18 protein-coding genes are annotated in these 25,410 nt (G+C 49.6%); 7 read left to right on the top strand and 11 right to left on the bottom strand.

All coding sequences use genetic code 11. From position 1 onward, the window contains the following. Nucleotides 1-195 precede the first annotated feature (195 nt). Nucleotides 196-1,917 carry a lipopolysaccharide assembly protein LapB gene (locus tag HQ41_RS02890; protein ID WP_044187662.1) on the bottom strand — a complete coding sequence of 574 codons (1,722 nt, stop codon included), beginning with the start codon at nucleotides 1,915-1,917 and terminating at the stop codon, nucleotides 196-198. 28 nt (nucleotides 1,918-1,945) lie between these two features. Then, complete coding sequence (locus tag HQ41_RS02885) at nucleotides 1,946-4,438, bottom strand: YfhO family protein (RefSeq protein WP_044187660.1); 2,493 nt, start codon at nucleotides 4,436-4,438, stop codon at nucleotides 1,946-1,948. 678 nt (nucleotides 4,439-5,116) lie between these two features. Here HQ41_RS02885 and HQ41_RS02880 point away from each other — a divergent pair. From HQ41_RS02880 to HQ41_RS02850, 7 genes are all read left to right on the top strand, one after another. Beyond that, complete coding sequence (locus HQ41_RS02880; protein ID WP_044187658.1) at nucleotides 5,117-6,688, top strand: lamin tail domain-containing protein; 1,572 nt, start codon at nucleotides 5,117-5,119, stop codon at nucleotides 6,686-6,688. Continuing rightward, on the top strand, nucleotides 6,685-8,616 hold the full coding sequence (locus HQ41_RS02875) for a helix-hairpin-helix domain-containing protein (protein WP_044187656.1): 1,932 nt from the start codon (nucleotides 6,685-6,687) through the stop codon (nucleotides 8,614-8,616). The genes HQ41_RS02880 and HQ41_RS02875 overlap by 4 nt, the downstream gene beginning before the upstream one ends. 218 nt (nucleotides 8,617-8,834) lie before the next feature. Beyond that, nucleotides 8,835-9,467 carry a Crp/Fnr family transcriptional regulator gene (locus HQ41_RS02870; RefSeq protein ID WP_044187655.1) on the top strand — a complete coding sequence of 211 codons (633 nt, stop codon included), beginning with the start codon at nucleotides 8,835-8,837 and terminating at the stop codon, nucleotides 9,465-9,467. After that, on the top strand, nucleotides 9,467-10,804 hold the full coding sequence (locus HQ41_RS02865) for an MATE family efflux transporter (protein ID WP_235316888.1): 1,338 nt from the start codon (nucleotides 9,467-9,469) through the stop codon (nucleotides 10,802-10,804). Before HQ41_RS02870 ends, HQ41_RS02865 begins: the two co-directional genes overlap by 1 nt. A gap of 99 nt (nucleotides 10,805-10,903) precedes the next feature. After that, the gene (locus HQ41_RS02860) at nucleotides 10,904-12,157 is read left to right on the top strand and encodes a lipopolysaccharide biosynthesis protein (protein ID WP_044187651.1); all 1,254 of its coding nucleotides are present in this window, start codon (nucleotides 10,904-10,906) and stop codon (nucleotides 12,155-12,157) included. A 128-nt stretch (nucleotides 12,158-12,285) separates the two neighbouring features. Further along, a complete protein-coding gene (cobJ, locus tag HQ41_RS02855; protein ID WP_044187649.1) occupies nucleotides 12,286-13,695 on the top strand; it encodes a precorrin-3B C(17)-methyltransferase in 1,410 nt (469 codons plus the stop codon). After that, on the top strand, nucleotides 13,688-14,896 hold the full coding sequence (locus tag HQ41_RS02850) for a bifunctional cobalt-precorrin-7 (C(5))-methyltransferase/cobalt-precorrin-6B (C(15))-methyltransferase (protein WP_044187647.1): 1,209 nt from the start codon (nucleotides 13,688-13,690) through the stop codon (nucleotides 14,894-14,896). Before cobJ ends, HQ41_RS02850 begins: the two co-directional genes overlap by 8 nt. Before the next feature lie 86 nt (nucleotides 14,897-14,982). On the opposite strand, the gene HQ41_RS02845 is transcribed toward HQ41_RS02850, so the two are convergent. From HQ41_RS02845 to HQ41_RS02805, 9 genes are all read right to left on the bottom strand, one after another. After that, a complete protein-coding gene (locus HQ41_RS02845) occupies nucleotides 14,983-16,200 on the bottom strand; it encodes a hypothetical protein (RefSeq protein ID WP_044187645.1) in 1,218 nt (405 codons plus the stop codon). Nucleotides 16,201-16,223: 23 nt separating this feature from the next. Continuing rightward, nucleotides 16,224-17,336 (bottom strand): glycosyltransferase family 4 protein, encoded by a 1,113-nt coding sequence (locus tag HQ41_RS02840; RefSeq protein WP_044187642.1) that lies wholly within the window; start codon nucleotides 17,334-17,336, stop codon nucleotides 16,224-16,226. Next, on the bottom strand, nucleotides 17,336-18,652 hold the full coding sequence (locus HQ41_RS02835) for a hypothetical protein (protein WP_152567313.1): 1,317 nt from the start codon (nucleotides 18,650-18,652) through the stop codon (nucleotides 17,336-17,338). The genes HQ41_RS02840 and HQ41_RS02835 overlap by 1 nt, the downstream gene beginning before the upstream one ends. After that, nucleotides 18,598-19,590 (bottom strand): glycosyltransferase family 2 protein, encoded by a 993-nt coding sequence (locus tag HQ41_RS02830; RefSeq protein WP_044187636.1) that lies wholly within the window; start codon nucleotides 19,588-19,590, stop codon nucleotides 18,598-18,600. Before HQ41_RS02830 ends, HQ41_RS02835 begins: the two co-directional genes overlap by 55 nt. A gap of 21 nt (nucleotides 19,591-19,611) precedes the next feature. Next, nucleotides 19,612-20,703 carry an acyltransferase gene (locus HQ41_RS09960; RefSeq protein WP_044187633.1) on the bottom strand — a complete coding sequence of 364 codons (1,092 nt, stop codon included), beginning with the start codon at nucleotides 20,701-20,703 and terminating at the stop codon, nucleotides 19,612-19,614. A 3-nt stretch (nucleotides 20,704-20,706) separates the two neighbouring features. Then, complete coding sequence (locus tag HQ41_RS02820) at nucleotides 20,707-21,576, bottom strand: beta-1,6-N-acetylglucosaminyltransferase (protein ID WP_044187631.1); 870 nt, start codon at nucleotides 21,574-21,576, stop codon at nucleotides 20,707-20,709. Continuing rightward, nucleotides 21,573-22,502 (bottom strand): glycosyltransferase family 8 protein, encoded by a 930-nt coding sequence (locus HQ41_RS02815; RefSeq protein WP_044187665.1) that lies wholly within the window; start codon nucleotides 22,500-22,502, stop codon nucleotides 21,573-21,575. Before HQ41_RS02815 ends, HQ41_RS02820 begins: the two co-directional genes overlap by 4 nt. A 110-nt stretch (nucleotides 22,503-22,612) precedes the next feature. Continuing rightward, complete coding sequence (locus HQ41_RS02810) at nucleotides 22,613-23,905, bottom strand: OmpA family protein (protein ID WP_044187628.1); 1,293 nt, start codon at nucleotides 23,903-23,905, stop codon at nucleotides 22,613-22,615. A 234-nt stretch (nucleotides 23,906-24,139) separates the two neighbouring features. Beyond that, nucleotides 24,140-25,390, bottom strand: a complete 1,251-nt coding sequence (locus tag HQ41_RS02805) for a nucleoside permease (RefSeq protein ID WP_044187625.1) — start codon at nucleotides 25,388-25,390, stop codon at nucleotides 24,140-24,142. Nucleotides 25,391-25,410: the final 20 nt, after the last annotated feature.

Here is a 25,410-nt window from a genome sequence, read left to right as displayed (position 1 = left end):
CATGTCGATACAGTTAATTACATGTTAAATATATTAATAATCAGAGATATATACAACATTTCTAGCCGAAAGGCGGCTAAATGTCGTGCAACGGTCTCACCTTACCAAACCGCAAGTTAGTAACGAATAGAGGGCATGCGCCGAAGCTCTCGCCTCGACGCATGCCCTCTATTGCTGTGTGGAGTTTGCTCTCGCCTACTTGAGCATGTTTGGGGCAAGTGCTAGCACACGTGCCATATCAGGGTTGCTCAGATACTTGGCAAACTCAATGTTGTCGGCTACGCCAGAGAGCATAGATGGGTCTAGCTTAGCAACCATCTCCAGAGCTTCGGTGGCGAGCTTCACATCGCCAGAGCGTGCACCTACGATAGCCTTGATCAGGTGTGTCGTAGCATCGGGAGTAGCGACAGCAGAGAGGGTCTTGAGTGCCTTGGCATAGTTGCCGTTGAGCAGCTGTGCTACGGCAGCATTGTTGCTGAGCGTTTCGCCGAAAGCAGTCTCTGCCTTGGCATACTCACCTTGCTTGAGGTAGAGATAGCCGAGTGCCTGACCGAGCTCTGGCACATCTGTAGCAGAAGCGATGAGAGTCGTAGCCTTGTCCGACTCACCCTTGGCTAGAGAGATAAGGCCTTGGTTCATCTTCGTCACAGAGTTATCGGCTCTCTTGGCGGCTTGGTTGAACCAAAGCTCTGCCTGATCGAGCTTACCCTGAGCAAATAGCAGAGCACCGATGTTGTTGTAAGCCTTGTAGTCCTTGGGGAAAATCTTATTGACGACTTGATAGATACTCATCTTCTCCTCAGGAGTTTTGGCGAGTGTAGCAGCATAGAGTAGCTCCTCGATGGTCAGGTGACCCGGAGCCTTGGCTACCCAGTCTTGGATCTCGGCATCACTCTTACCAATAATCTTAACGTTGGCGAGCAGACGAGAGCGACGTAGCTTAGGTAGCACGTCATCGGCAAGCTGACTGAAGACAGCCGAGATATTGCGGATCTCACGCTCACGCTGCTCTGGGTCTGGATACATAGAGAGCACACGTAGCACAAGCTCCTTATCCTGCAGGTCGCTCTGCTCGACAAGTGTCTTGAAGCCCTCCCAGTCTTGAGCTGTGTAATGAGCGTCAATGGCTACACCTGAGAGCTTCTGCTTGCGGAACTGCTGCTTGAGCGAAGCCGTCGTGTTGCGCTCACGTGCCTCACTAAGGCGTTCGTTGAGCTTAGCACCGCCGTCGGGCGATGCGTAGGCCTGTACCTCTACAGATACTTCTTGATCTGGAGCCTCCTTGGCGTTCTGCACGATGTATGCCCACTCCTCTACGTCCTGCTTGTTGATCTCACTTGAACGCACGTTGGACTGCTGGATCTGGAACATGATGTTGGCATCGTAACTCTCCTTGATGATACGCTGGAAGCCATCGGGAGCGATAACAGGGTGTACGCCACGCAGTGTAGCTAATGCCTCAGTAGCGATGATGCCACTACCGATCTTCAAGTCGGGGAGCTTGACACTCTTGCTACCGATCTTGCCGTGGAAGGTCAGATACAACTCACTCTTGGCCATCTCGCTCTTGTAGGGAACGCTGAAGTGTAGCACTACGTTACCGCCCTCCTTGTAGGACACGACGACATCGTTGCCATAGACCTTCTCTCCCTGATAGGCGTGCGTCTGCCCCCACTTCTCACCACCCTTGTAGCGTAGTACGGGCGTGATCTTGAGTGTGGCCTTCTTGGGGAAGCTCTTGGCTGGGAAAGTAATATGCACCTTAGCTGGCACCTCGCCACCACGCACCTCTAGTGGTTGGGGCTCTGCCGTAACGTGCTTGGACGTCAGCGGGCGAAACTTAGCGCCACAGCTTGATAGGACGAACGCTGCCGCACCAACGAGGGCAAGCGAACGAAGAATCGATTTTTTCGTCATTTCTAATTTGAGTTTATGTTACTGATAATTATTGCTCTGTTGTAGCCCGACTTCTACGCCATAGAGGCAAGCCAATGGCGAGGATAGCTCCTAGGAGTAGGAGGAGCTGCGCCGTGATCGAGATCCACTCGGTGATGTGTATCGACTTGGGGTCGAAAGTCATCTCTAGGCGATGTGCACCAGCGGGCACTTTCGCGGCTCTAAGGGCATAGTTGGCCCTAACGATCTCGGCAGGCTCCCCGTCGATAGTTAGCGACCAGCCATGCGGATAGTAAATCTCGGAGAAAACCAACAAACGCTCACGGTCTGTGCTTACCTCATAGCTCGCCTTATTGGGCTGATAGCTGAGTAGACGCACGGAGCTCTGCCCTGCTTGCCCAGAGCTCAGCCCGAGGGCCTTAGCCTGTTCTTGCTCTAGAATAGCTGTCGTGGCAGGATCGAAGTCATCAAGGGCAGACATCTCTGCACTAGCACTCTCGACGATACGTAGCGAGTCTACGAACCAAGCCGGACCAAGTGCCTCGTGGTTGCGTGTATAGAAGAGCCCAGCCTTCTGATCGGCAGAGATGATGTAGCGTACGTCTAGCATATTGAGCACAGCACGATTGCCTTGGCTGATCTGATGCTCGATGAGGTCTTGGTAGCGACTGAGCTTGGCAGCATGATACCCCCCGACACTGCGGTGCATATAGCTCGTCGTAGCGTCTTGGAATGTACCGACACTCGTATTGAGCACTCGGTAGTGCGGATCAGTATCCTGCGCAATGGCTCTATCTACATCGGTTACGGGCCGGGCTTGTAGCTCCACTTGTTTGAGGTCGATGAACTTGCCGTCATTGAGATAACGCTTGTCTACCAACCACAGATCCACAAACGTAATCCCGATGATTAGCCCAAGCGTTGCAGCCTTACTCAACTTACCTATACTATATATGTAGCAGACACCAAGGCTGAGCACTATGACTAGCAGGCTGCGCCAAGCATCGGCGGAGGCAATGCTCGCACGTACATACTTGAGCTGGGTGAGGACCTCCGACACAGCTGGGTTGTCGAGCAGGGCTGCACGAAACATCTCATTCTCTTGAGCGCTCAAGAAACCGAAGAAGGCACTCGGAGCTAGAGCTACGACAAGGCAGATTCCAGCGGTTAGGCTAAGCGAAGTAATCAGGGCAACACGCTCGGCCAGTACGGCCTTCGGGCGACGTATAAACTCAACAAGCGCTAGCACGGCCAGAGTGGGGATCGTAAACTCTGCTACCACGAGGATCGAAGACACCGTGCGGAACTTATTGTACAGGGGGAAGTAGTCGATAAATAGATCCGTCAGCCACATCATATTGTGCCCCCACGAGAGGGCGACGGAGAGGACAGTTCCCGCCACGAGTGCCCACTTGAGAGGGGTACGAACGATAAAGAGCCCCAGAATGAATAGGAACATCACAAAAGCACCGACATAGACAGGCCCAGAGGTGAAGGGCTGATCACCCCAATACTGGTTCATCTGCCCTACATACTGCCTAAGAGGTAGTGGCACATCTTGCATGAGCTCGGGGTTGCTCCCGATGTAACCCGTAGCCCCACCATAGGTATTAGGGATAAGGAGCGTCAGTGTCTCGGCCTTGCCATAGCTCCACTGGGTGATATAGGCCTTGTCTAGACCTCCGACACTCTTATTGGCGGCTCCGCTAGCACTTGCATTAAGCGCCGAGCCTCCACGCATAGTCTCTTGCGTGTACTCGTAGGTATGGTAGAGGTTGGAGCTATTAGCTCCGATCGAGATAAGACCTGCGGCTGCTGTAACGGCCGTAGCGATGAGGAATCGCTTGACCTGCTTCTCTCGTAGTGCCTCGACGAGGAAGGCGATAAGGATAAAAACGATCAAGAAGGCGAAGTAATAGCTCATCTGAATGTGGTTGGACATCAGCTGTAGTGTGGCGAAAAACACCGTCACTACGCCGCCGAGCAAGTAGCGACCACGGTAAGTCCAGACAATCCCCGCAATCGTTGGGGGAATGAAAGCCAGCACAGTGAGCTTCCAGATATGCCCAGCATCAATGAGTATGATGAAATAGCTAGAGAAAGCCCACATGATCGCCCCGAGCATCGCCGTCCAACGCCCCAGAGAGAGCGAACGCATAAAGACGAAGAAGCCCACCAGCATCGCAAAAAGCAGCCAACTATAGCTAGGCAATAGCGACAGAGGCCACTGCAGTGTATAGAGATCTTGGGCATGCTTGAGCGTGGAGAGTGAGGGATAGCTCGGCGAGATCTGGTACATAGGCATACCACCAAACAGGCTATTGGTCCAGTATGAGGTCTCGCCAGTAGCATCGTAGTGGTCACGCACATCTTGGGCCGTACCGCTAGCCCCAGCGACATCTTGCTGGAAGAGCTCTCGTCCCTCAAAAACCGCAGGGGAGAAGTAGACGAGCGAGATCAGTGCAAAGAGTGCAACGATTACAATGGTCGGCAGGGCAGTGCGCAGTCTGCTCTGCCAGAGAGATGATATTTTTTGCTCCACGATAACGTCTTAATTGATCAAAATTCCCCCAAAAATAGCCTAAAAACCTTGTATCTACAAGTTTATCGTCTGTATGTTAGTTCCCAGCCGTAGAGATAACTCTGGCATGGTAGCCTAAGCACCAAGTGCAGTAATCCACTATCGTCCTCTACCCATGAAGTACACCTCGGAGAAGCGCACATTCTTTTACATTTAAGTATATCAATGACGTGCTTTTTGTTTGCTGATCGGACAAATGCGAAACCTCGTATTTGCCCTCTAGCAGGCCCTAGATTGCGTTCTAGACAATTTTGGCACTTGACCCTAGACACGAGGGAATAAGCGCCTAAAAACGCCAAAGCACAACCCGTTAAATCACAGCAATATAGGGAATCGGATTAAGAAATTTGGTATCCATACAGCTTTCTTTTGGGTTTTCTTCCCATCAATCCTCTTGGATTAGTGGACACATCTCGGAGGATTAACCCACCAATTGCCTGAGATTAGTCCTTCAATTCTCCCCAAACTCTCCGATGGTCTTGACGAACGCCTCCTCAATTGGGTCAAATTTGGGCATCATCCATTCACACATCTTAACAAAAAAGCAGACAATCGATCAAGACTATATTTTGTTTCTCGGAAATAGTTGTGTACATTTGGAGGATTTGATACGAAACCACATATACCGAGAAAGACTTTATGAGAGAGAGCACTCGATATACTATAATACTATACATCGCCATTGGCCTATACCTATTACTAGGCATACCCCTATCCGCCCAGAATTGGCAGGCTGACCTATCCAACAATGGCCAACCCTCTACCCTGACTTGGCGACACGACACCGAGGCTTTCGAGATAGCCAAGGGCTGGCTATCACTCGCTGCCCCACGTGCTAGAGGGCGCAAAATCATCACGACCAACATCACCCTCGGCAAACGCATGCGCTGGCAGGGCATCGTGCGCCTAGATCAGCCAACCTCAGCCCACAACCATGCCTACATACTACTCTGCTGCTACGAGCAGGACACACCAACCCAACAGTACGACTACCTCGCTCTGAGTATAGGCGGTGGCGAACGCCGCAGCGTAGCTCTAGTAAGCCTTCGCATTCACTGGCGCTCCCACCTACAAGGCGATCAACGGCTCAAGCTGATCAACGAACAGCCACTACTAGACACCAGCGAGCTCCCCGAAGCGCTTACTCAAGGGCTTCGATACGATGTCCGCTACAGTCCCGAGGGCGTACTAGCCCTTAGACTTCTGCGCGACCAAACCGGCAGAAAGCTCTATGCCGAACAGACCGAGTGGCACATGACACCGCCGAAGAGCAATAGCCTAGGCATCATCTGTGTCTATACTGCTACTCGTCATAGGGGTATGCACTTCTCAGGCCTACGCCTTGACGACACATGGCCCTCTCAAGAGGACGATACGAGAGAGGAAGCTACACCCTCTGGCACACCAGAGCAGGCACTGATGCTTAGTGAAGTCATGGCCAATCCGAGAGCAGGAGCGCCTGAGTATATAGAGCTGTACAACCCCAACGAGTCGTCAACCTCTCTCGAGAACTATCGGCTAGGAGTAGGTAAGAGCAGAGGGCAGCTCAAGTTAGTCAGCCTAGGCGATCTCGACGAGTTACCTGCCAAATCCTACACAGCTCTGAGTGTAGCCCCAGAAGATCTCTGCCGCCACTACCCCGATGCCCCGACAGAAAGAGTTAAGGGCATCGCACTACCACGACTAAGCAATACGGGTTGTCTGATTGCGCTCTACCGAGGCGAGGAGCTGGTAGATGAGCTACTCTACACGCCAGATCTACTAGAGCGTGGCCTCAAAAGCAAGAGAGGTATTGCCCTAGAGCGGGAGCTAGGGGGCTCCAGCACAGAGCCTCGCTGGCGGTCTGCCCGTGCTAGGGCTGGCTATGCGACACCAGCTGCTCCCAACTCTCTAGAAGCAGACAACGAGCTCGAGGACAAGAGGCAAGCAGATAAGCACAAGAACATAGAAGATCTGCTCCGACTTGCCGAGGAGCAATCCAAGTGGCTACTCAGCCTACACCTCTACACGCCTACGGGAGCCGAGCTGTGGGGAGTAAGTGGCTCCACTGCTCGGCAGTGGGTGAGGCGACTTGCTCACAATCTAGGACATTTGCACGACCTCCCCACTAGACTCCAAGGTCAGCTCATACTTGTGGCACGGCTAAGCGATACCTCCGGCCAGATTAGAGAACAGATGATCCAACGCATTATCCCGATCGCTCGCCCATGATGCACACGAGTCGCCACAGACTAAAGCTATTGCTCCTCTGTACGCTCCTCTACATATCCCCTACATTAGCCCAAACGAGTAGCCAAGAGCGTACCCGTAGCTATCTGGAACAACTGCTCCAAGGGCGACTGCAAGACGGACTCATCGATGAGGCTGCCTTATCTATAGCTCTAGAACACATTGACGCACTGCTGTTGCAGCCCCTGAACATTAACCAAGCCTCTGCCGAGGACCTGGCCGACCTCTACCTGCTCTCCCCCTATCAAATCTATCAACTAATACGCTACCGAACCGATCAGGGCGGGCAAATTGCCTCACTCTATGACCTCAAAACTCTCGATGGCTGGGACGAGGCCACGCTGCATCTGCTAGCTCCATTGCTTCGGTGCGATGATGTCAGCTCGGCACATCGAGCAGTGCAAACCAGAGAGGGGCATACTACACTAGCACTGAACACCCAACATCGTCTAGATGTACAAATCCCGAAGGACTATCTAGGCTCTGGCTCTGCCGTAGCACTACGTTGGAGCTACCGCCAAGGACAGCAATTCTCTGCCTTCGCAGGAGCAGAGCAAGACTCCTACGAGCCATGGCGCTACGGGCAGCATCAAGGCTTCGACAGCTATGCCGGGCATCTATATCTAGGTCAGTGGGGTTTAGTACGCCGTGCCATACTAGGGGACTATCGGGTACATTGGGGTGAGGGGCTAGTCATAGGTCAGGGCTTCCGCCTTAGGGCACCATACTGGCAGGGAAATCGGCGATCGGTAATTCGCCCCGTAAGCTCTCTAGCCGAGAGCAACAAGAGCAGAGGCCTCGCCGTAGAGCTAGGATCCGAGCGACTACAACTCTCTCTCATCTACTCCAAGCGGAGATTAGACGGACGCATCGATGACGAGGGGCTGATCCATGGGCTCAGCGAGCAGGGACTACACCGCACACAGCAGGAATGGGAGCGACGAAGACAAATCTCCCTATTCACTTGGGGAGCAAGGATAGGCTATGTAGAGCGGAGATGGCACATAGCCCTGCAAACTGTCGCGACTTCCTTCGGGGGCTATCGTCTAGCTAGAGCAACGGGAGCAACGCACATGGAGGCACTCGAGGGGATAGGCCTACATCGCACCGCCAGCCTAAGCTACCACTGGCAGACACAATCGGCACGGCTACGCCTCCGGGGAGAAGTCGCCCGTGCAGATAGGAAAGGCTGGGCATGGGTACAGATGCTACAGTATCACTCCGCTCGCTGGGGAGAGATACAAACTGGAGCTAGGTACATCAACCCAACCTACTGGACATACCAAGGTCAGAGCCATACACACAAGCTACACCCTAATGGAGAAGCAGGACTAAGCCTTAACTACCGCACCCGAGAGCTACTTCCTCATGCTCAGATCGAGCTAGCGGCAGACTGGTACCGAGATTTGCAGACAAGCAGAGCAAGAGAGGCAAGATATGGGCGCATACTAAGCGTCGCAGTAGAGAAGCAACTCGGGCAGCTCGGGCTTAGGCTGGCTCTAGCACACAAGAGCGAGCAGAACCACAAGGGGCGGTTTCGCCTAGCCCTACATACGGCCCATGCGTATAGGAGCTTGCAGACGCAAGTGGGTATATCGCTCAGTCGTGTAGGGCAGAGCTACGGACGTATGGGCTATAGCCGTGTACGCTACAGCCCCCAACCACATGTATCTCTCTGGGCTTCTTTGGCTTTTTTCGACACAGACCATTGGGCAGCTCGGCTCTACTTGGCAGAGCCACGCCTAAACTACGAATACGGACTCTTGATGCTCTCTGGGCGAGGAGCAAGACTTTCCTTGGGTGCTCAGCTCAAATTCTCTGGGCGCTGGGCAATCGGGCTCAGAGCTGTACACCAGTCGGGACACAATCCTCTACGCCTCTTCTCGACGCATCTATCATATCGGCTATGAAGCTGGGCATTTTGCTCCCTATTAGTCCTTTTTCTACCTTTGCAGGGCCAATGAATGGCTGTGCAGAGATGCTTTGCTTAGGACAGGTTCTAGGGGTAGTAAGTATGCAAAGCAGGCTATAGTAAATACCGGTTAAGTACTACTCTGCACGATCGGGAAGCGGCGCCGAGAGAGTTGTGTCGCTACTATCGGAGCATTGCCACAATCAGGACAAAACAATGGATATATCGAAACTCAAAGAATTGCCCCTATTCAAGGGGTTGGAGCTGGAGGAAATTAGAACGCTTATTCAAGAGTCGCCAAGTCGTGTATCGTCTTATCGCATGGGTGAGATCGTAGCACGCCAAGGAGAGCGTGTACGTGCTCTGATGATCCTCACGCAGGGGCGTGTGCGCGCCCAAATGATCGGAGAAGATCAGAAGCGCCTTACGATAGACCTACTCGAAGCACCCCAACTCCTTGCTCCAGCCTTCATATACAGCACCCAGAACACCTTCCCCGTTGGGGTCGAAACGATGACAGAGAGCGAGATCTTATTCCTCGATAGAGAGTACTTCCTCGATGTAATGAAGCGCTACCCGAGTGTAATGCGTGCCTTTATGCGTGAGATTTCCGATCGGAGTGCCTTTCTAAGCCAGAAGATCAGCTTATTGAGTCTACAGAACCTCAGGGAGCGGCTGATCGGACACCTGCGTGCACACGGGCAGATCGGCACCCAAGAGGAGATGGCGATGCTACTGGGTGTGGCTCGTCCGTCGCTCGGGCGTGTCCTATCGGAGCTAATCGATGAGGGCATCGTTACCAAACGATTTGGTAAATATCAGCTTGTAAACACGCTACTCAAAAGCTAATGTCAGCAACAAAGTCGAGTGGTGCTAGGCGATCGATGTATGCAGGCATCCTATCGCTCGCTATACCCAATATCATCTCCAACATCAGCGTTCCGCTACTGTCACTAGCCGATACGGCCATCGCTGGGCGTATGCCCACACTTGAGTCAATCGGAGCAGTAGCTCTAGCCACCATGGTCGCCACCTTCTCTTTTTGGCTATGGGGTTTCTTGCGTATGGCCACCACCGGCTTCACAGCGCAGGCCTACGGTAGGGGGGACGAGCGGCGGATCTGTCGGCAGATCTGCGTAGGGAGCTCAATAGCTCTATTGGGAGGCGTGCTTATCATGCTTATTAGCCCTCTACTCTGCCAGCTCGGCCTTGCGCTCAACGATGGCTCCACAAGCCTCAATGACGAGATACTCGCCTATCTGCAAGTCGCTTATCTAGGTGCACCCGCAGCCCTGCTCTTATACGTCCTGAACGGCTGGTTTGTGGGGATACAGAATACCATTGTACCGATGATCACGACGATCATCAGCAACATCCTCAACATCGCTTTCTCATTTGCCTTGGTCAGATACTGGGGGTTAGGCGTCGAGGGCATCGCTTGGGGAACGGTTATCGCTCAGTACACAGCGGTAGCGATAATGGTCGGTATCGCTGCGCTACGCTATCGCCACTACTTCCTACATCTAGAACTGAGGGATTTCTACTCTCTGGGCGAATTAACCTCCTATCTGCATATCGCCAAGTATCTGCTACTACGCACCATCATGCTCGGGTCGATCTCGCTCTACTTCATACACGCAGGTAGCTCCTATGGCTCTGTACCCCTAGGAGGGAATACCCTGCTGATGCAGTTCTTCACCATATTTGCCTATTTCATGGACGGCTTTGCCTACGCTGGCGAGGCTCTCACGGGCAAGTATATCGGTTCCAAACGCTGGGGGGACCTAAAGGGAATGCTGCGTGCGCTCTTCGCTATCGGCTGGGGGATCGCTCCGCTGATGTCTCTAGTATTCTATTTCTTCGCCGAACCTCTGCTATATCTACTTAGTGATAAGGCAGACGTCTTAGCCTATGCACTAGAGCACCGTCTGTGGGCAGTACTAGTACCTATTGCCTCATTTGGAGCTTTCCTCTGGGACGGCATCTTCGTTGGGGCTACGACGAGCAAGCCTATGAGCCAAGCCGTGCTAATCGCATGGATCGCATTCTTCGTCACGTATTGGCTACTACACTCTACACTAGGAGTAGATGCTCTCTGGCTCGCTTTCGTCCTCTACTTGGGGGTACGCTCCCTCCTCTCTGCCTATTGGGGACGCAGGCTAGTGGGACGGCTCATAGCCCAGTAGACTGCGAGAGGCGAAGTTAATGTGTCGATCATACTAGAGTTGTCACTGCCGTTTTTGTCCTTAACTTTGCCTACAACAAATCATATCAGGACTTAGAGATTGGTAGCACAACCCAAACAGAATATCCTCCGAGATAGCCTCAAGTTATTCTCCTCAGGAGCTCTAGGGCAGATTGTCGCTCTGCTCTTACTCGTCTTCATCGGACGCCAGTACAGTGAGGAGGCTATGGGGATACTCGGCTCCTTCCTCGCATGGAGTGGGCTATTCGCCATAGGCATCATGGGGCGCTATGAACAGGCAATCGTCGTCGTCCCAAACGATCGGGAGGCTTGGGGGCTATTTCGCAGCTCCATTGAGCTAGCGATAGTCGGCACAGTAAGCCTATTCATCTTCATCTACCTCGCTAACAAATTCGCTGCCTACAACCCTCTTGGCGGGTACACTTGGTGGATGCCTCTGTATGTACTACTCTTGGCCATCTTCAGTGCAAGCAGCATGCTTACACTACGCCTAAAACGCTACGGGCATCTAGCCATCTCACAGGGGGTACGCACGGTGAGCAACAACCTACTGAAAGTGCTCTTTGGCCTGCGTGACGCATCGGCAGCGATGCTTCTACTCTCCTCCGCCTTGGCTTCGCTACTGGGACTAATACCTATTATCCGTTTTGCGAAACGCATCTGGCACGAAGCCCCCCCCCGTAAGGCCCGACTAATCGCCCTGAAGCGACATATCAACTTCCTGCGCTACAGCACTCCTCAGACGCTGATTAATACAGCACTGGCCAGTCTACTCATTCTACTTATCCCTTTCGCCTACTCAATCAGCGAAGTGGGGATCTTAACGATGAGTACGATGCTCGCACGCCGACCTCTACTCGTACTGTCGGAGAGTATCGGGCAAGTCTACTTCGAGCGCATGAGCCGCACAGTATCCATGCGAGCATCGCTATGGGGGTTAATCCGCAGGCCTATTGGTCTGATCCTAACTATTGGTCTAGTCATAGCCATAAGCCTAGCCTTCTGTATCGAACCACTTGTAGTATTATTCGTTGGGGATCGCTGGCTTGCCTCTGCCGAGGTTATTTTGTGGATGCTACCAAGCCTTATCTTTACCTTCGCCAACTCGATATTCAACGTTCTTCCCGACATTTTAGGGCGTCAGAAATCCAATCTATACGCCCAAGTATTGATGCTCCTATTTGAGCTCGTTGTTATCGTGTCAGGCTTCTGGCTTTGGGACTTCGGGACATTCATTCCTTACTATTACAGCCTAGTTTTCGTGGAGCAAGTACTCTATTTCGCATTCCTCCTAAGCCTAGCTCGTCGCTATGAATTGAATATTCAGCTCTAGCCATCCGTCTGACATCTATCTAGGCAAGGGCTTCTCCACTGAAGCTATGCCCTAAGAAAGATATGGCCAAACCAGCAACAAAAGGCATTCAATAACCATTATACCTATATATAATCAAGCATCAATCAATGGATAAGCATAAGATTGTCGTAGCAGGCCTCGGCCCCGGTGGGGCAGAAGACATTACTCCTGCTGTACTCGAGGCTGTGCGTACAGCCGATGTAGTAGTAGGCTACAAGTATTATTTCCAATTCATCGAGGCCTATCTTCGCCCCGAAACGGTCTGCATAGATAGCGGTATGAAGAAAGAGCGACAGCGTGCCGAGGAAGCCTTCCGCTACGCTCTAGAGGGGAAAGATGTCTGTGTGATTAGCTCGGGAGATGCAGGCATCTACGGCATGGCACCACTCATCTATGAGATGAAGCGTGATAAAGGCGCAGAGCATATCGAAATCGAGGTACTGCCAGGCATTAGCGCTTTCCAGAAGGCCGCTTCTCTGCTCGGCTGCCCTATCGGCCACGACCTCTGCATCATCAGTCTCTCAGATCTGATGACCCCTTGGGCTCGCATCGAACAGCGCATCACTGCCGCAGCCTCCGCCGATTTCGTCACAGCTATCTACAACCCCAAGAGCCATGGTCGCTACTGGCAACTCTACCGTCTGCTCGAAATCTTCGGGCAATACCGTTCACCTGAAACACCTATTGGTTATGTGCGTCAGGCAGGACGAGCCGAGGAACAAGTAACCCTCACCACGCTCACCGAGTTCGACCCAGAGAAAATCGACATGTTTACCGTAATTCTTATCGGCAACTCACAGAGCTACACTTGGGAAAATCACTTCATTACCCCCAGAGGTTATTACCGTGAAGAAGAAACTGAGAACGTGAAACTAGGCCAAAGCATCATGATCGAGAGTTTCCGCACGATCGCAGGCGAGCTCAAATGCCCCAATATCCCTCTCGACCACAAATGGGCACTCCTGCATGCGATCCACACCACCGCTGATTTCGAGATGGAGGATATACTCTATACAGACCAAGATGCGGTACGGAGGCTACACGAGGCGGTTGTGTCAGGTAAACTCAAGACCGTAATCACAGATGTAACAATGGTAGTATCGGGTATCCGCAAAGGGGCTCTGGAGAGGTTAGGCGTAGAGGCTAAGTGCTACTTACACGACCCTCGTGTGCCAGAGCTAGCCCAAAGGTATGGTATCACTCGCACTCAAGCAGGTATTCGTCTAGCCGTGGAGGAGCATCCCGATGCGCTATTCGCCTTTGGGAACGCCCCTACAGCCCTCATAGAGCTCTGTGACCTGATACGCAAAGGCAAGGCTAAACCAAGTGGAATCATTGCCTCACCCGTGGGATTCGTCAATGTATGCGAGTCCAAACACATGGCTATGAGCTTCCGCCATACCCCTAAGATTGTCGTTCGTGGACGCAAGGGCGGTAGCAACCTTGCGGCTACACTGGTGAACTCTATACTAACGCTCGACGATGCCGAGCAACTAAGACCCGGGCGTGATGTCTAGACAGGGGCTGAGCTTCACGGTGGTTGGCATGAGCGACGAGGTTGGCTCCCGCTTTGCCGACGAAGTGAAGCAAACAATCAAGGAACATCGTGTATTTAGTGGGGGGAAACGTCACCGAGAGCTGGTAGGACACTTACTACCCGAGCAAGCCAAGTGGATTGATGTAACAGTGCCACTAGCGGAAGTCTTCGAGCAATACAGAGCAGTAAACGAACCAATCTTCGTCTTTGCCTCGGGAGATCCGCTCTTCTTTGGTTACACAACGACACTGATGCGAGAGTTCCCCAACTTAGTAAAACGGACTTTCCCATACTTCAATTCGCTCCAGCTACTAGCCCACGCATTAACGCTTCCCTATCATGATATGCGAGTGTGCTCGCTCACGGGGAGGCCCTGGCATGAGTTCGATCGTGCACTGATCGAGCGGACCAGTAAGCTAGGCGTACTTACTGACCGTAAGAATACGCCCGAGCTCATTGCGCAGAGAATGCTCGAGTTTGGATATACTAAGTATCGAATGCACATAGGGGTTCGCCTAGGCGGAGCACGCCAAGAACTCTATACACTCAGCCTCGACGAAGCCGCAAAGCTCTCCTTTGAGCAGCCAAACTGCCTAATTATAGAGGCTACAGAACCACTTGAATACTGTGCTCCATTAGGTTTGTCTGAGGGGGACTTTCATCTACTCAACGGACGAGCCAAGATGATTACCAAAATGCCAATCAGACTACTTAGCTTGAGTGCGCTAGACTTGCACCACTGCCAGCGGCTATGGGACGTAGGCTTCTGTACGGGATCGGTATCGGTGGAGGCTAAGCTACAGTTCCCTCATCTCAAAATAACGAGTTTCGAGATCCGGCCCGAAGGAGATCTGCTGATCAGAGATAATGCACGCCGGTTCGGCACACCCGGCATTGAGTACTACATTGGAGACTTTATGCAAGCTGATATTAGCACATTGGAGGCACCAGATGCAGTCTTCATCGGCGGGCATGGGGGAAAGCTACTTGGCTTCATGCAACGCCTTACAGAGAAGATGCAGGAACAAGGACGCATCGTATTCAATTCCGTATCGTCCGACACCCTTGATCTATTCCGATCTGCCACGAAAGCGGTCGGCTGGACAATCGATCACGAAGTGCGTATTGCTCTAGATGAACATAACCCAATCACGATTCTTAGAGCCGTGCCGAAGGGATAGCACCTTATACTCTCAACGTTAAACGGGTATCAGCAATTCAGTAAGATTGCTGATACCCGTTTAATATTAGTCGTCATCCTTAGACGTTAGAACTTATACTGCAAGCGAAGCGTCAGCACATCATCTCGACGATCGGCTTCGTAACCCTTGACGGCGGAAGACACTTCATTAAAATTGAAGTCAGCATAAGCCTGCATCAACAACGAATTATTGATGTGCCACAGAAGTCCCACCCCAACTGTCCTCTGAGAGATATCTGCACTAGTCGTCTCTCCATTACCTATCTGCTCATCTGCGACAGAGGTATTGGGATCAAACCAATCGTATTTAGCCACAAGCGATAGAGGTAAAGTACCCAATTCCTGCACAAGCATAGCATAGCCACCGGCAATAGGACGGATAAACATATTAGCCTGTTCGACCTTGGACGTGTCTGGGCTCTTGTGGCTCTTCTGCGTGCTAGGCTGATCTCCCCATAGATACTCGGCTCTGAGCTGAGTCTTGCCTAGAGGTGTACTCAGAGCAAACTGGCCGTCCAGCCCCCAATACCTGCGTATGGCGAAAGCTCCTCTGTAAGCCTCAGACTCGTAGTGGACGAAGCCATGCCCTTGCATACGATAAACATGTTCAGTGGTTTGCAGGACATAGCCATGGTAGTAGGAGGCACCTATCGACCAATCTAGCAAATCGCCGATACGATCGCTCGCCGTGAGGTGCCCGATGAAATCACGCCGACTATCCCGCTCAGGATTAATCCCATTCCCAGCAAATAAACCGGCCTCTAGCTTAAACATATTCAGAAATAATTGGTCAGAAGCCTGTAGTGTCAGCATAGCACCTAAACCTCTCTCATGGGGGAAGAGAGCAGGGAAAATGAACGAACGCTCTGGGGATTCTCGTTGGGATGATGAATAAGCGATTTCGTGCCCGAAAGGACGATTAAAGAGTCCAAACTTCAGAGAGCTCTTGTTCATCTTCTTCCAAGGGCTACCGATCTGAAAGTAAGCATCCTTTATTCCTAGCTTCTTCTCCGTCATATCAAGCTGAAAAACTGACTTAGTAAGCCCCAGTTTGTACTCAATCTTTAGATGGCCACGCCTAATACCCCAGCGATTGTAGGCGTCATTCCCACTATTAGCCTCTCCCACACGAAGCTTGGCCTTAGGCTCACCCCATTGAGCTTGAGCCTGTATGTAGCCTGATATTTTGAGCTTGCCGTCTTGCTCTGTCAATTTATCTACACTCTCGGCAAGTGAGGCTGTCGTGCAGCCTAGAAGGACAAAAGTCAGTAAGGATTTATTCATTGCAGTAGTATAATATATTGATCTTACTTCGTAAGCAACTTGATCCACTGTTCCATCACAGACTCCAGTGTATATCGTTTCGAAGCGACTTTGGCCTTTACACCCATACGCTTACGCAGTTCTTCGTCTTTCATAAGTCGCAGGAGCGCTTGGCAAAAAGAATCCTTATCATGCGGCTCTATGATATATCCGTCCTCGCCATGAGTGATGATATCACGAGGGCCACACTGGCAGGCATAGGCGACTATGGGCAACCCCATCGTCTGTGCCTCCAAAAGAACCATCGGCAAACCTTCGTAGTGGGAAGTCATCACATAGAGTGAGCTTTGTAAATAAACCTGAGGCATATCTTTGGTTGGTCGCTGCAGGCAGATGTTAGGAACTGTCCCTTGGTCTATTTGGCGCTGCAGGTTCGTACGTTCTTCTCCGTCGCCATAGATATCTAGCCGCCAGTCGGGATGCTGAGGAGCAATCTGAGCCCATATTTCGATCAACTCTTCGAAGTTCTTCTGGTAGTTGTATCGCCCCGCAGCAATAATACGCTTAGCCTCACAAATAGATACTTCGTCGCTCTCAAAAGGTAGAGGGTTAGGTATCACGTGGATATTAGGCAGATCGCCCCAAAGCTGTCTATCCTCCTCAGTCAAGACGACGAAATCGTCGTAGAGCAGGACAATCTGCTCATCCTGCTTAGTATACCAGAGATCAAGCTTACGCCAGAAACCTTTACGATTGTACTGCAGGCGCTTCAGCTTGGAGAAATGATACTCTAGTATCTTGCGGCTACCATCTTCAATCCGTGGCAGGAAGGAGGATTCCAATCCGAACATAGAGATGACCACATCAGCCCGTAACTTGAACAATAAAGCTCTGAGGGCCTTCTCATGCCGCCAGCGCTTCAGTGGAAACTGTAAGATCTTCTGCCATAGGGAACCATTAGTTACCTCGTGATTTATCCCTAAATCGTGCAACTGGATCCGAGGATCCAGCGGGAAAAACACAGATCTACCCATTTGATCGGAGGTTATGATGTGCACCTCATACCCTAGGCTAACTAAATAATTAGCCTTACAAGAGAGCACACGCTCCATTCCTCCAGAATTGGCCATCGCAGGAATACAATAAACGATCTTCATCAAAGTGAAAATTTAGGTGCATATCCCATCTCTTCTTCATCATCGAAACAATAGAGAAGAGCATAAATCATGAATAAATCTGTTGAAGCTTTGTACCAAATGATAAAGGACATCCCTAGTAATACTAAGAACATGTACCTATATCGACGGTATTTCGTGATAAACACGTAGGCATTATAGACAAACAAAAGAGCAAAAACAGAGAAGCCCACAAGTCCAGAATACAGAATAAGACGGCAATACCCAATGTCGGTACCAAAATCAAACAACCCATATCGTCCCGTACCTATGATCCAGCCTTTTGTGGTCTCCGGCCATCTCCACATCGTGGCAAGGGTCTGTGTAGATCCAGTCGTCCAAACTCCCGTTTCGACCCAATTAAAAAAGCCTTCAAATCCGTATCGAAGCAACGATCGAGTATAGCTATCCGTATTGTATAGAATAACAGTCGCTGTTATGCCCAAGATCATAATAGGAGCAAAGATCTTAAACATTCGCAAACTATCTGCACTAATAGTCATTCGATACAAGCCTGTATTGAGCAGCATCACGAGTAACCCTAGAATCATTCCCGAAGAAGTAGTACGAGAAATCATATTGCCAATAACGGATATGATGATAAAAGATATCAATAACACGAGCGTACTCCTTGCTTCTTTCTTAACTTTCTCATCAAGGCTCAGGACAAAAGCAATCATTATCAGTACAATTGCAAAGCGCGTCCCTGCAGGGTCAAGAGCCGCACCAATACCATAAAGTCTGTCAATCTCCTCAAAAAACTCCTCTGATATGTAAAAAATCGAATTAACAACAGTCTTAGCAGCCTCGAACTTATCTATAATAATAGCAATGATACATTGGAGGGAGCAAACCACTGATAAGTATAGCGTGAGTAACGATATAGTTACCTTTTGATGCCTCCAACGAATGGCTTCAATAGCAGTATAAGCTGCAAACAACCAAACAAAAAACGTAGTGATATAGCTAGCGTAACTAAAATCGAAAGTATCGTTGAGTTCTACCGCCACGAGGTTACACGCTGAATAAGCCAGAGCAAAGAAGGTAGCCCCAAATAAAGACTTCGGGGTACTATAATTACGTTTGCGTAAAACCTGTAAAGACAAAATCAATACTCCAACAACAGCCATTATCATTTTTGAATTGACAAATAACGCAAAAGTAGGAGCAACTGGGAACCAGTAAAAATCTACTATAATACCGACCAATAATGTCTGTAATACTTTCAACATAAAATCTACTTTTACTTGTACAATAAGCTGTAAAGAAATCGCATAATCAAATGATAATAAAGCCACACTAGCCCCCAAAGCTTATGCTTGGCAGCCAATTGTACTAGTCGCGTACGCAATGGTAGTGTCCTATTCTGCATAATATATGTATTGGCTTCCGGGAACCAGTCTGCCCATCGTTGGTAGTCCGCCCTACAAGGGGAAATGAGCAGGGGCAACTTGAGATTGAGTTTCAAATACTCAATTTCTTTCTTCTGACTTTCGGTTCCGCAACGATCTACACACCTCGACAATGACCTAAGATTAGCATCTACCTGAGCCCAATGGGCATCCGTATAGTTAGCTGTAAGCGACCCCGAATTGGTTTTGGTGTAGTGATATAGATGTTCATCTATCATTTCTACCCTCTCCGCACGTAAGAATAGCTTCCCCATGATCATCATATCTTCTCCCATATTTTCCTGAGGAGTAAATCTTAACATTTCCCCCTGCTCGTACAAGGAGCGTCTAACAAGAAAAAGCCACAGGTTCCATTTAAGAACTCCCTCACACATCTTCGTAAAAGCCCCTACTCCGCTTAATACCTTGGGCTGAAACATCTTTCGCTTCGTCCCTTCGTAACTGAGCTGCCAGTTGCAGCCTACGATATCAGCATCCGAACTCTCGGCTCGGGCAACCATTAGCTCAATACCATTGGGTTCCAAATAATCATCTGCATCAAAGTAGTAAATATACTCTCCCGTAGCTTGTTCTAGCCCCGTATTCCGGGCCGATGCAACCCCTTGATTAAGTTGGTGCTTGACTAGCTTGATCAAATGGCCTCTCTCCTCTAACCTGTGTGCGTACTCTTCAACAAGCGATGAGGAACGGTCTGGGCTACAGTCATCGACGAAAATGACCTCCAAAGGAGAATATGTCTGGGAGAGCATGCAATCCAAACAACTGGGTAGCACCTGCTCTACCTTATACATCGGTGTTATAATAGAAACCAATGGTCTATCCATATCTTAAACATCTATTTATTATTAGCTTCTACTTCCTGTGAGTATATTCAAAGTACGAGGGATGTAGCGCTTCATAAGTCGATAGACCAACAAACATGCAATTATCGTCAGAAGCGGTATCAAGAAGTACGCAACAAGCTTACCATATCCATTGTCATAGAATAAACTTTTCGAGAACGCCCCCTTAATCCAGTTTTCTAAATATACGAGATGAGATGCATAAATAAAGAAGACGGCGGACGACATTCTCGTGCAATAAGTCATCAACCTAGGAGCATACAAGAAGATCCAGTCAAGCAATGCAATAATGCCAAACGTGCCAAACATAACTAACCCTCCAGATATGGGATAGAAGGCTATTCCCAAGATAGGGGCTACCGGCTCTCCAATCCAAAGGAGGACAGGAAGTATGGAGTACGAGGCAATAAAAATCCAACGGAAGTTTCTGATGAAAGCCAACAAACTCTGCTCATTCAGTGCAAACCATGCACCCAAACCAAAATACGAGAAAGCTGTCGTAGGCATAAGATAAGCCCAAAGATTAGGAACTATAATCTGAGATAGAATGAATATACAAAGACCTAAAAAAGGGAGCCTTTTGATAAGGTAGTAAAGTACTGGGCTGAGTAAACTAACATACATCAAGTCTCTCATGTACCAAAGAGGAAAGTCTACAGGCATAAGCATAAAGTCCGAGATAGTATTCCTCTTGAAGGCTTCTAGCTCCGCTATGCCAAAAGAGAGATCCAGTAGCTGAGAACCATAGCCCTTGATAGCCATCAAAAACACCAAAAGCAGATTCCATAATAAATATGGGATAAGAAGAGTTCTCAACCTCTTACCTAGAAGACCATAATAGACTTGCGAAGACCAGCTCTTGACTCCCTGAAAAAAGTAATACCCAGATAGCAAGAAGAAGCAAGGCACAGCAACATTACCCCAAGCATGAGATATAGCCTCCGAGACACCTCTATAGATATTCTCGTCCAACGACAGTGCTGAGTCCATAGGGGCCACAGAGAATGGTAGCACATGTATGAAAACGACCAATACAATCAAAGGGAAACGTATAGCCGTAAAAAGCCTTGATTCAATCTCCTGCAAATTATCCATAGCCTAGTACCTATTAAATAGTATCACTTGCCGGAGAAACTCCATATTCTGCCCATTGAACTTGCGAGCCCAAAGGGCGTCCGAAGCTTGTAGGCGTGGTAAATCCCTAGGACTAAAATCTCGTAGCACGTTGGCCTCCCAGCCAATATAGCGCATACAGCCTCTTGCCTCGTCCTGCTGATCATAAATATTTTGTCGATAGGGAGAATGCCACAAAGCCGTCTGTACAAAGATTTCGTCAGCGCAGAAGCTATATCGGTATAGGCTCAGGATTTCCTCTCTACGCTCTACAAGGTATTGCGCAAAAGGGAGTGTAATACTTACCCACTGAGTGCCTTTTTTAAATTCCATATCATGGTGCTTCCTAATACCTAGGGCTATCTGAAACCTCAGGGCTATGAAGCGCAGTACCCTTTTGATTTGATATAGCAGGCCTGATCCTTTGAAAGACCTCGGGAAATAGTGCCAACGACGTACCTTACGGTCTATCGAAGCCTCTCCGTCGGCTCCATGATAGTAGCCAACAAACTCTTTGCCTACATGCTGATCAAAGAAAGCATGAATGTAGTCTTGACTCTTGAGTGGCAAATCAACCCCCGAGAGAAGATGACAATAGCTATACGTTTGGCTAGAAGATACTGCTGCCTCAAAAAGAGCAAACTCTGCCTCGACGACAGAGAGGTCACCCCAACGCACATCAATGCGACACTCTAGAATTGTCAGCGTTGCGTTCTCAACCTCTAGCTTGGGGGGAGAGGTGACCTTACGATCGAAATGCACATAAATATCATTGCGCTCGTCATCTAGAGAACTAACCAACAATTGTAGTAGCTCAAATTCATGGTGGGCTAAGATCAGGTAAGCATGCTTCATCGCTTCAAAACTCTTTTAAAGTTAAGTATCGTATTGGCTATCGGACGTACTAGAGGGAGGGAAAAGAGCCTTGCCATACGCTCAAGGCGGCGATTAACTTCTATCCCTCTTTTCACCTGCTCTGGCAACCTCCAATACTGCTGCCACCATAGCTCAAAAAAGAGAGTATAGGCCCTCCACGGTTTCTCTCCGGTATAGTGTATCGTACCTCTCCTAGCAACTTCTGCCCAGTCGTGCTCTGTGTAGTAGCGCAAGAAGATTTCTTTATACGTAGGCAGTACAAACGTACGAATGCCATTGTACCGAGGGGCAAGATAGTGGACCCTCCCTTTGCAAACGATATTTAGGGCATCTTGATCAGGGAACTCCAAGTAAGGAACCCTCAATGCCTCTACAAGCCTATCGGCAATACGATCTCGGCGAAACAACTCCAAGTTCATGACCAAAAAACCTGAATTGATATACTGGCCAGCCTCGCAGCCTTGGGGCATTCTAGATATTTGCCAAGGAGTAGAAGCCTCTGCAATACCAGCTAGATAATTCTCGCCTAGGTCTAGGGTCTGATAGAGCTCGGCCAAGTCTTGGCGCACGATGATATCACAGTCCAAATAAATGGCTCGATCATACTCGGGGAGAAGATCCGCCACAACTAGCCGATAGTTTGCCGCAGCAGTGTACTTAGGATCTACATACACGCCCGAGAGCTGTTCGGTAAGTTCTAGGGTCCTAAAGCTCAGCCTACCACTCCCCCCATCAATAGCCTCTAACCTCATCATATCCTCGGGACTAAGGGGTTCACTAATCAAACAGATAACCTCATATCTGGCCTCTGCTTGAGATGCCTCTAGGGTAGAGGCGAGCATCACAGCAGCAGGCAATAAATAGTTGGGCGTGAAGGCAACGATAATAGGGATACGTGGTAGCATAAACTTATCGAATGGCAAAAGAGACTAATCTACAAGTTGCCCTGTAGATTAGTCTCAGTTTATATTTTCAGTAAGACTGTCGTGTAGTCAGAATACTCCTGCGAGTATACTTACTCAGCAATCTTGAGAAGAACGGCGCGGCTGCAACGTGGGTCATTGTAGTACATATTAGCTACACCACCCTTGCTGTCCTTACGAAGCTGGTTCTCAGATACTCCAAACTCCTTCACTAGGCAGTCATAGATAACTTCTGCACGCTTCTGCGCAAGGAACACATTGCGTTTCTTGCTACCAGTACCTTCGTCTGCGTACCCTGTAACGACATAAGTCATATTGGGGTTAGCCTTGAGCTCAGCAGCTAGGAAACCTAGGTTCACACGATCTCTGTTGCTGATTGTCCAACGGTCGATAGGGAAGGTAACAAGCAGAGGCATACCACACACGTTCTGAGGAGTAACCTCTCTGTTGAGTGCTTGCTCCAGCTGACGGCGTAGATCATCGTTGGTAAGCTGTAGCTGACCTACACGATTTCTAAGATCTGCTAGGACATTTTCATTGACACGTGTGATGGTAGTCGTGCTGCGATCCCAACCTCTCTTACCTAGGTTGTAAGACAGACCGAGAGTAGCCGTTAGCAGACCTTCGCCCCAGCGTCCGCCAACCTGCTGGTCGAAGCGGTCGTTGATGTAAGCACCACGAATATCGAGGTTCAGGTCGAGCGCAGAGCTTAGACGGAAGCGGTTGTTAAGACCTACATTGGCAGTTACCTCATTGGAGTAACCATCGTTACGGTATCCATGAACATACTCAGCAGGGTTCGAAGCCTTGTTGAGTGTACTGATCCACCCCACCCCTACATAAGGGATGAAAGAGTAAAAGCGATTCTGGTTATACCCGAAAAGCATCTGAGAGAGGTTGAGCATCACGTCTAGATGACCATGGAGGTATTCGATCTTCGTCTTATATAGATCGTAGCCACCTCCGGGCTCCTTGCCATAAACCTCCTTGGTCAGGAAGCCTCTGTAGTAGTCTAGCGCAGACTGTGAGCCAGCTTTGTGACCCGTCCAGCCAGCCACACCATGACTCTCGTAGCCATTGATACCTAGGCGAACGCCAAGACCGGGAGTAAACCACTTACCTACGTAAACCTCGAAGTTTGGAGTAACACGGTCTACAAACTTCATCTGCTTATTGTGGTCTGAGAATAGCATCTGACCACCAACGCCAGCTCCGATGAACCAATTAGACCAGAAGCGATTGGTTTCAACCTTAAACTTGTCTGCATTTCTCACCTCAGTGATGGTCACTGAGTCAGCTGACATCTTGGCAAACGACTCTCCTTGAGCATTTGCAAACTGTGTCGCAGCGAGAGCTGCAAGCACAAACACACTTTTCTTAAACATTTCTTCTTCAATATATTTTATCCAAATATTCTTCTTTCACACACACCCTAATGTCTTACATTTCCCCAACAAAAGAAGATACTAGACTATGTATTATTGTGCAAAGTTACTTTTTTTTTGCTTATGAAGCAAAAATGTAAACATATTTATACAATAATTAGGTTTCTCCGGGCTAATACAACCTGATCATCAACACAAAACAGACACAAACAAAGGATACCCCCAAGGAACGCCTTACAACTGCTTAGTAGCAACGTCACCTCTATAGCGGAAAAGAATTGCGAAAAGAATTGCAATAACTAGAGCATAGCCTGCGAAGATAAACCAGACGGGCGACCAGTCTACGGCTTGCGTTTCGGCATTCTTGTATAGATCTACGATATATCCACTGCCAAATCCTCCCAGAATAGCCCCTACGCCATTGGTCATCATCATAAATAGTCCCTGAGCAGAGCCTCGCATGCTAGGATCTACCTCCTTATCAACAAACATAGAGCCCGAAACGTTGAAAAAATCGAACGCCATACCATAAACAATCATAGAGAGGATAAGGAAAACAAATCCATCTCCGGGATTGCCAATACCAAACAGCCCAAAGCGAAGTACCCAAGCGAGCATACTCATAAGCATAACCGACTTGATGCCGAAGCGGCGAAGGAAGAAAGGAATAGAGAGAATAAACAGAGTTTCTGAGATCTGAGAGAGCGAAAGCAGGATAGTGGGGTATTTGACGGCAATACTATCGGCATAGTCCGGCTTGAAACTATCTAGAAACGGTGTGCCAAATGTATTGGTAACCTGCAACGCTGCCCCTAGAAGCATCGAGAAGATGAAGAACACAGACATATTGTAGTTCTTGAAAAGCACTAGTGCATCTAGCCCAAGAACCGAGGCTAAACTCCTCTCTGGCCCTACCTGCTTGTTTGGCGGAGATGGAGGCAGCGTAAGAGCAAACACAGCCAACGCAACCCCTAGCCCAGCAGACACATACAGCTGCATGGCAGACTGAGCCCAGCCACAGAGCCCCACGAGCCACATCGCTGCGATGAAACCGACCGTCCCCCAAACACGAATGGAGGGGAAGGTCGCCGCAATATCCATATTATTGCGCGACATCAAGCTGTAGGATATGGTATTGGTCAGAGCAATCGTAGGCATATAGAAGATATTGACTAGCAAGAAGAGCGGATAGGCCAGTGCATAGTCTGCGTTCTGCGACACCCCGATCAGGAACGCAGCACTAAGCAGATGGCAGATAGCTAGCAGCCGCTCGGCATTGACATACTTATCGGCTATAATCCCGATTACCCCCGGCATAAACAAGGAAGCAACACCCATAGTACCATAGATGGCTCCTACCTGCAGGCCCGAGTAGCCGAGCGTACCCATCATATATCCTCCCAAAGAAATTAGGTAACTCCCCCAGACGGCGAACTGCAAGAAGTTCATCACCGTCAATCTTAGTTTCAAGTTGGCTTTTTGCATTTGTCTATGATATCAATAAT

Origin of the sequence: Porphyromonas sp. COT-290 OH860, from assembly GCF_000768935.1 — a bacterium.
In the GTDB taxonomy this organism is placed as follows: domain Bacteria; phylum Bacteroidota; class Bacteroidia; order Bacteroidales; family Porphyromonadaceae; genus Porphyromonas.
Note: the sequence above shows the minus strand (reverse complement) of the source record. Positions and strands in the feature narration are given on the sequence as shown.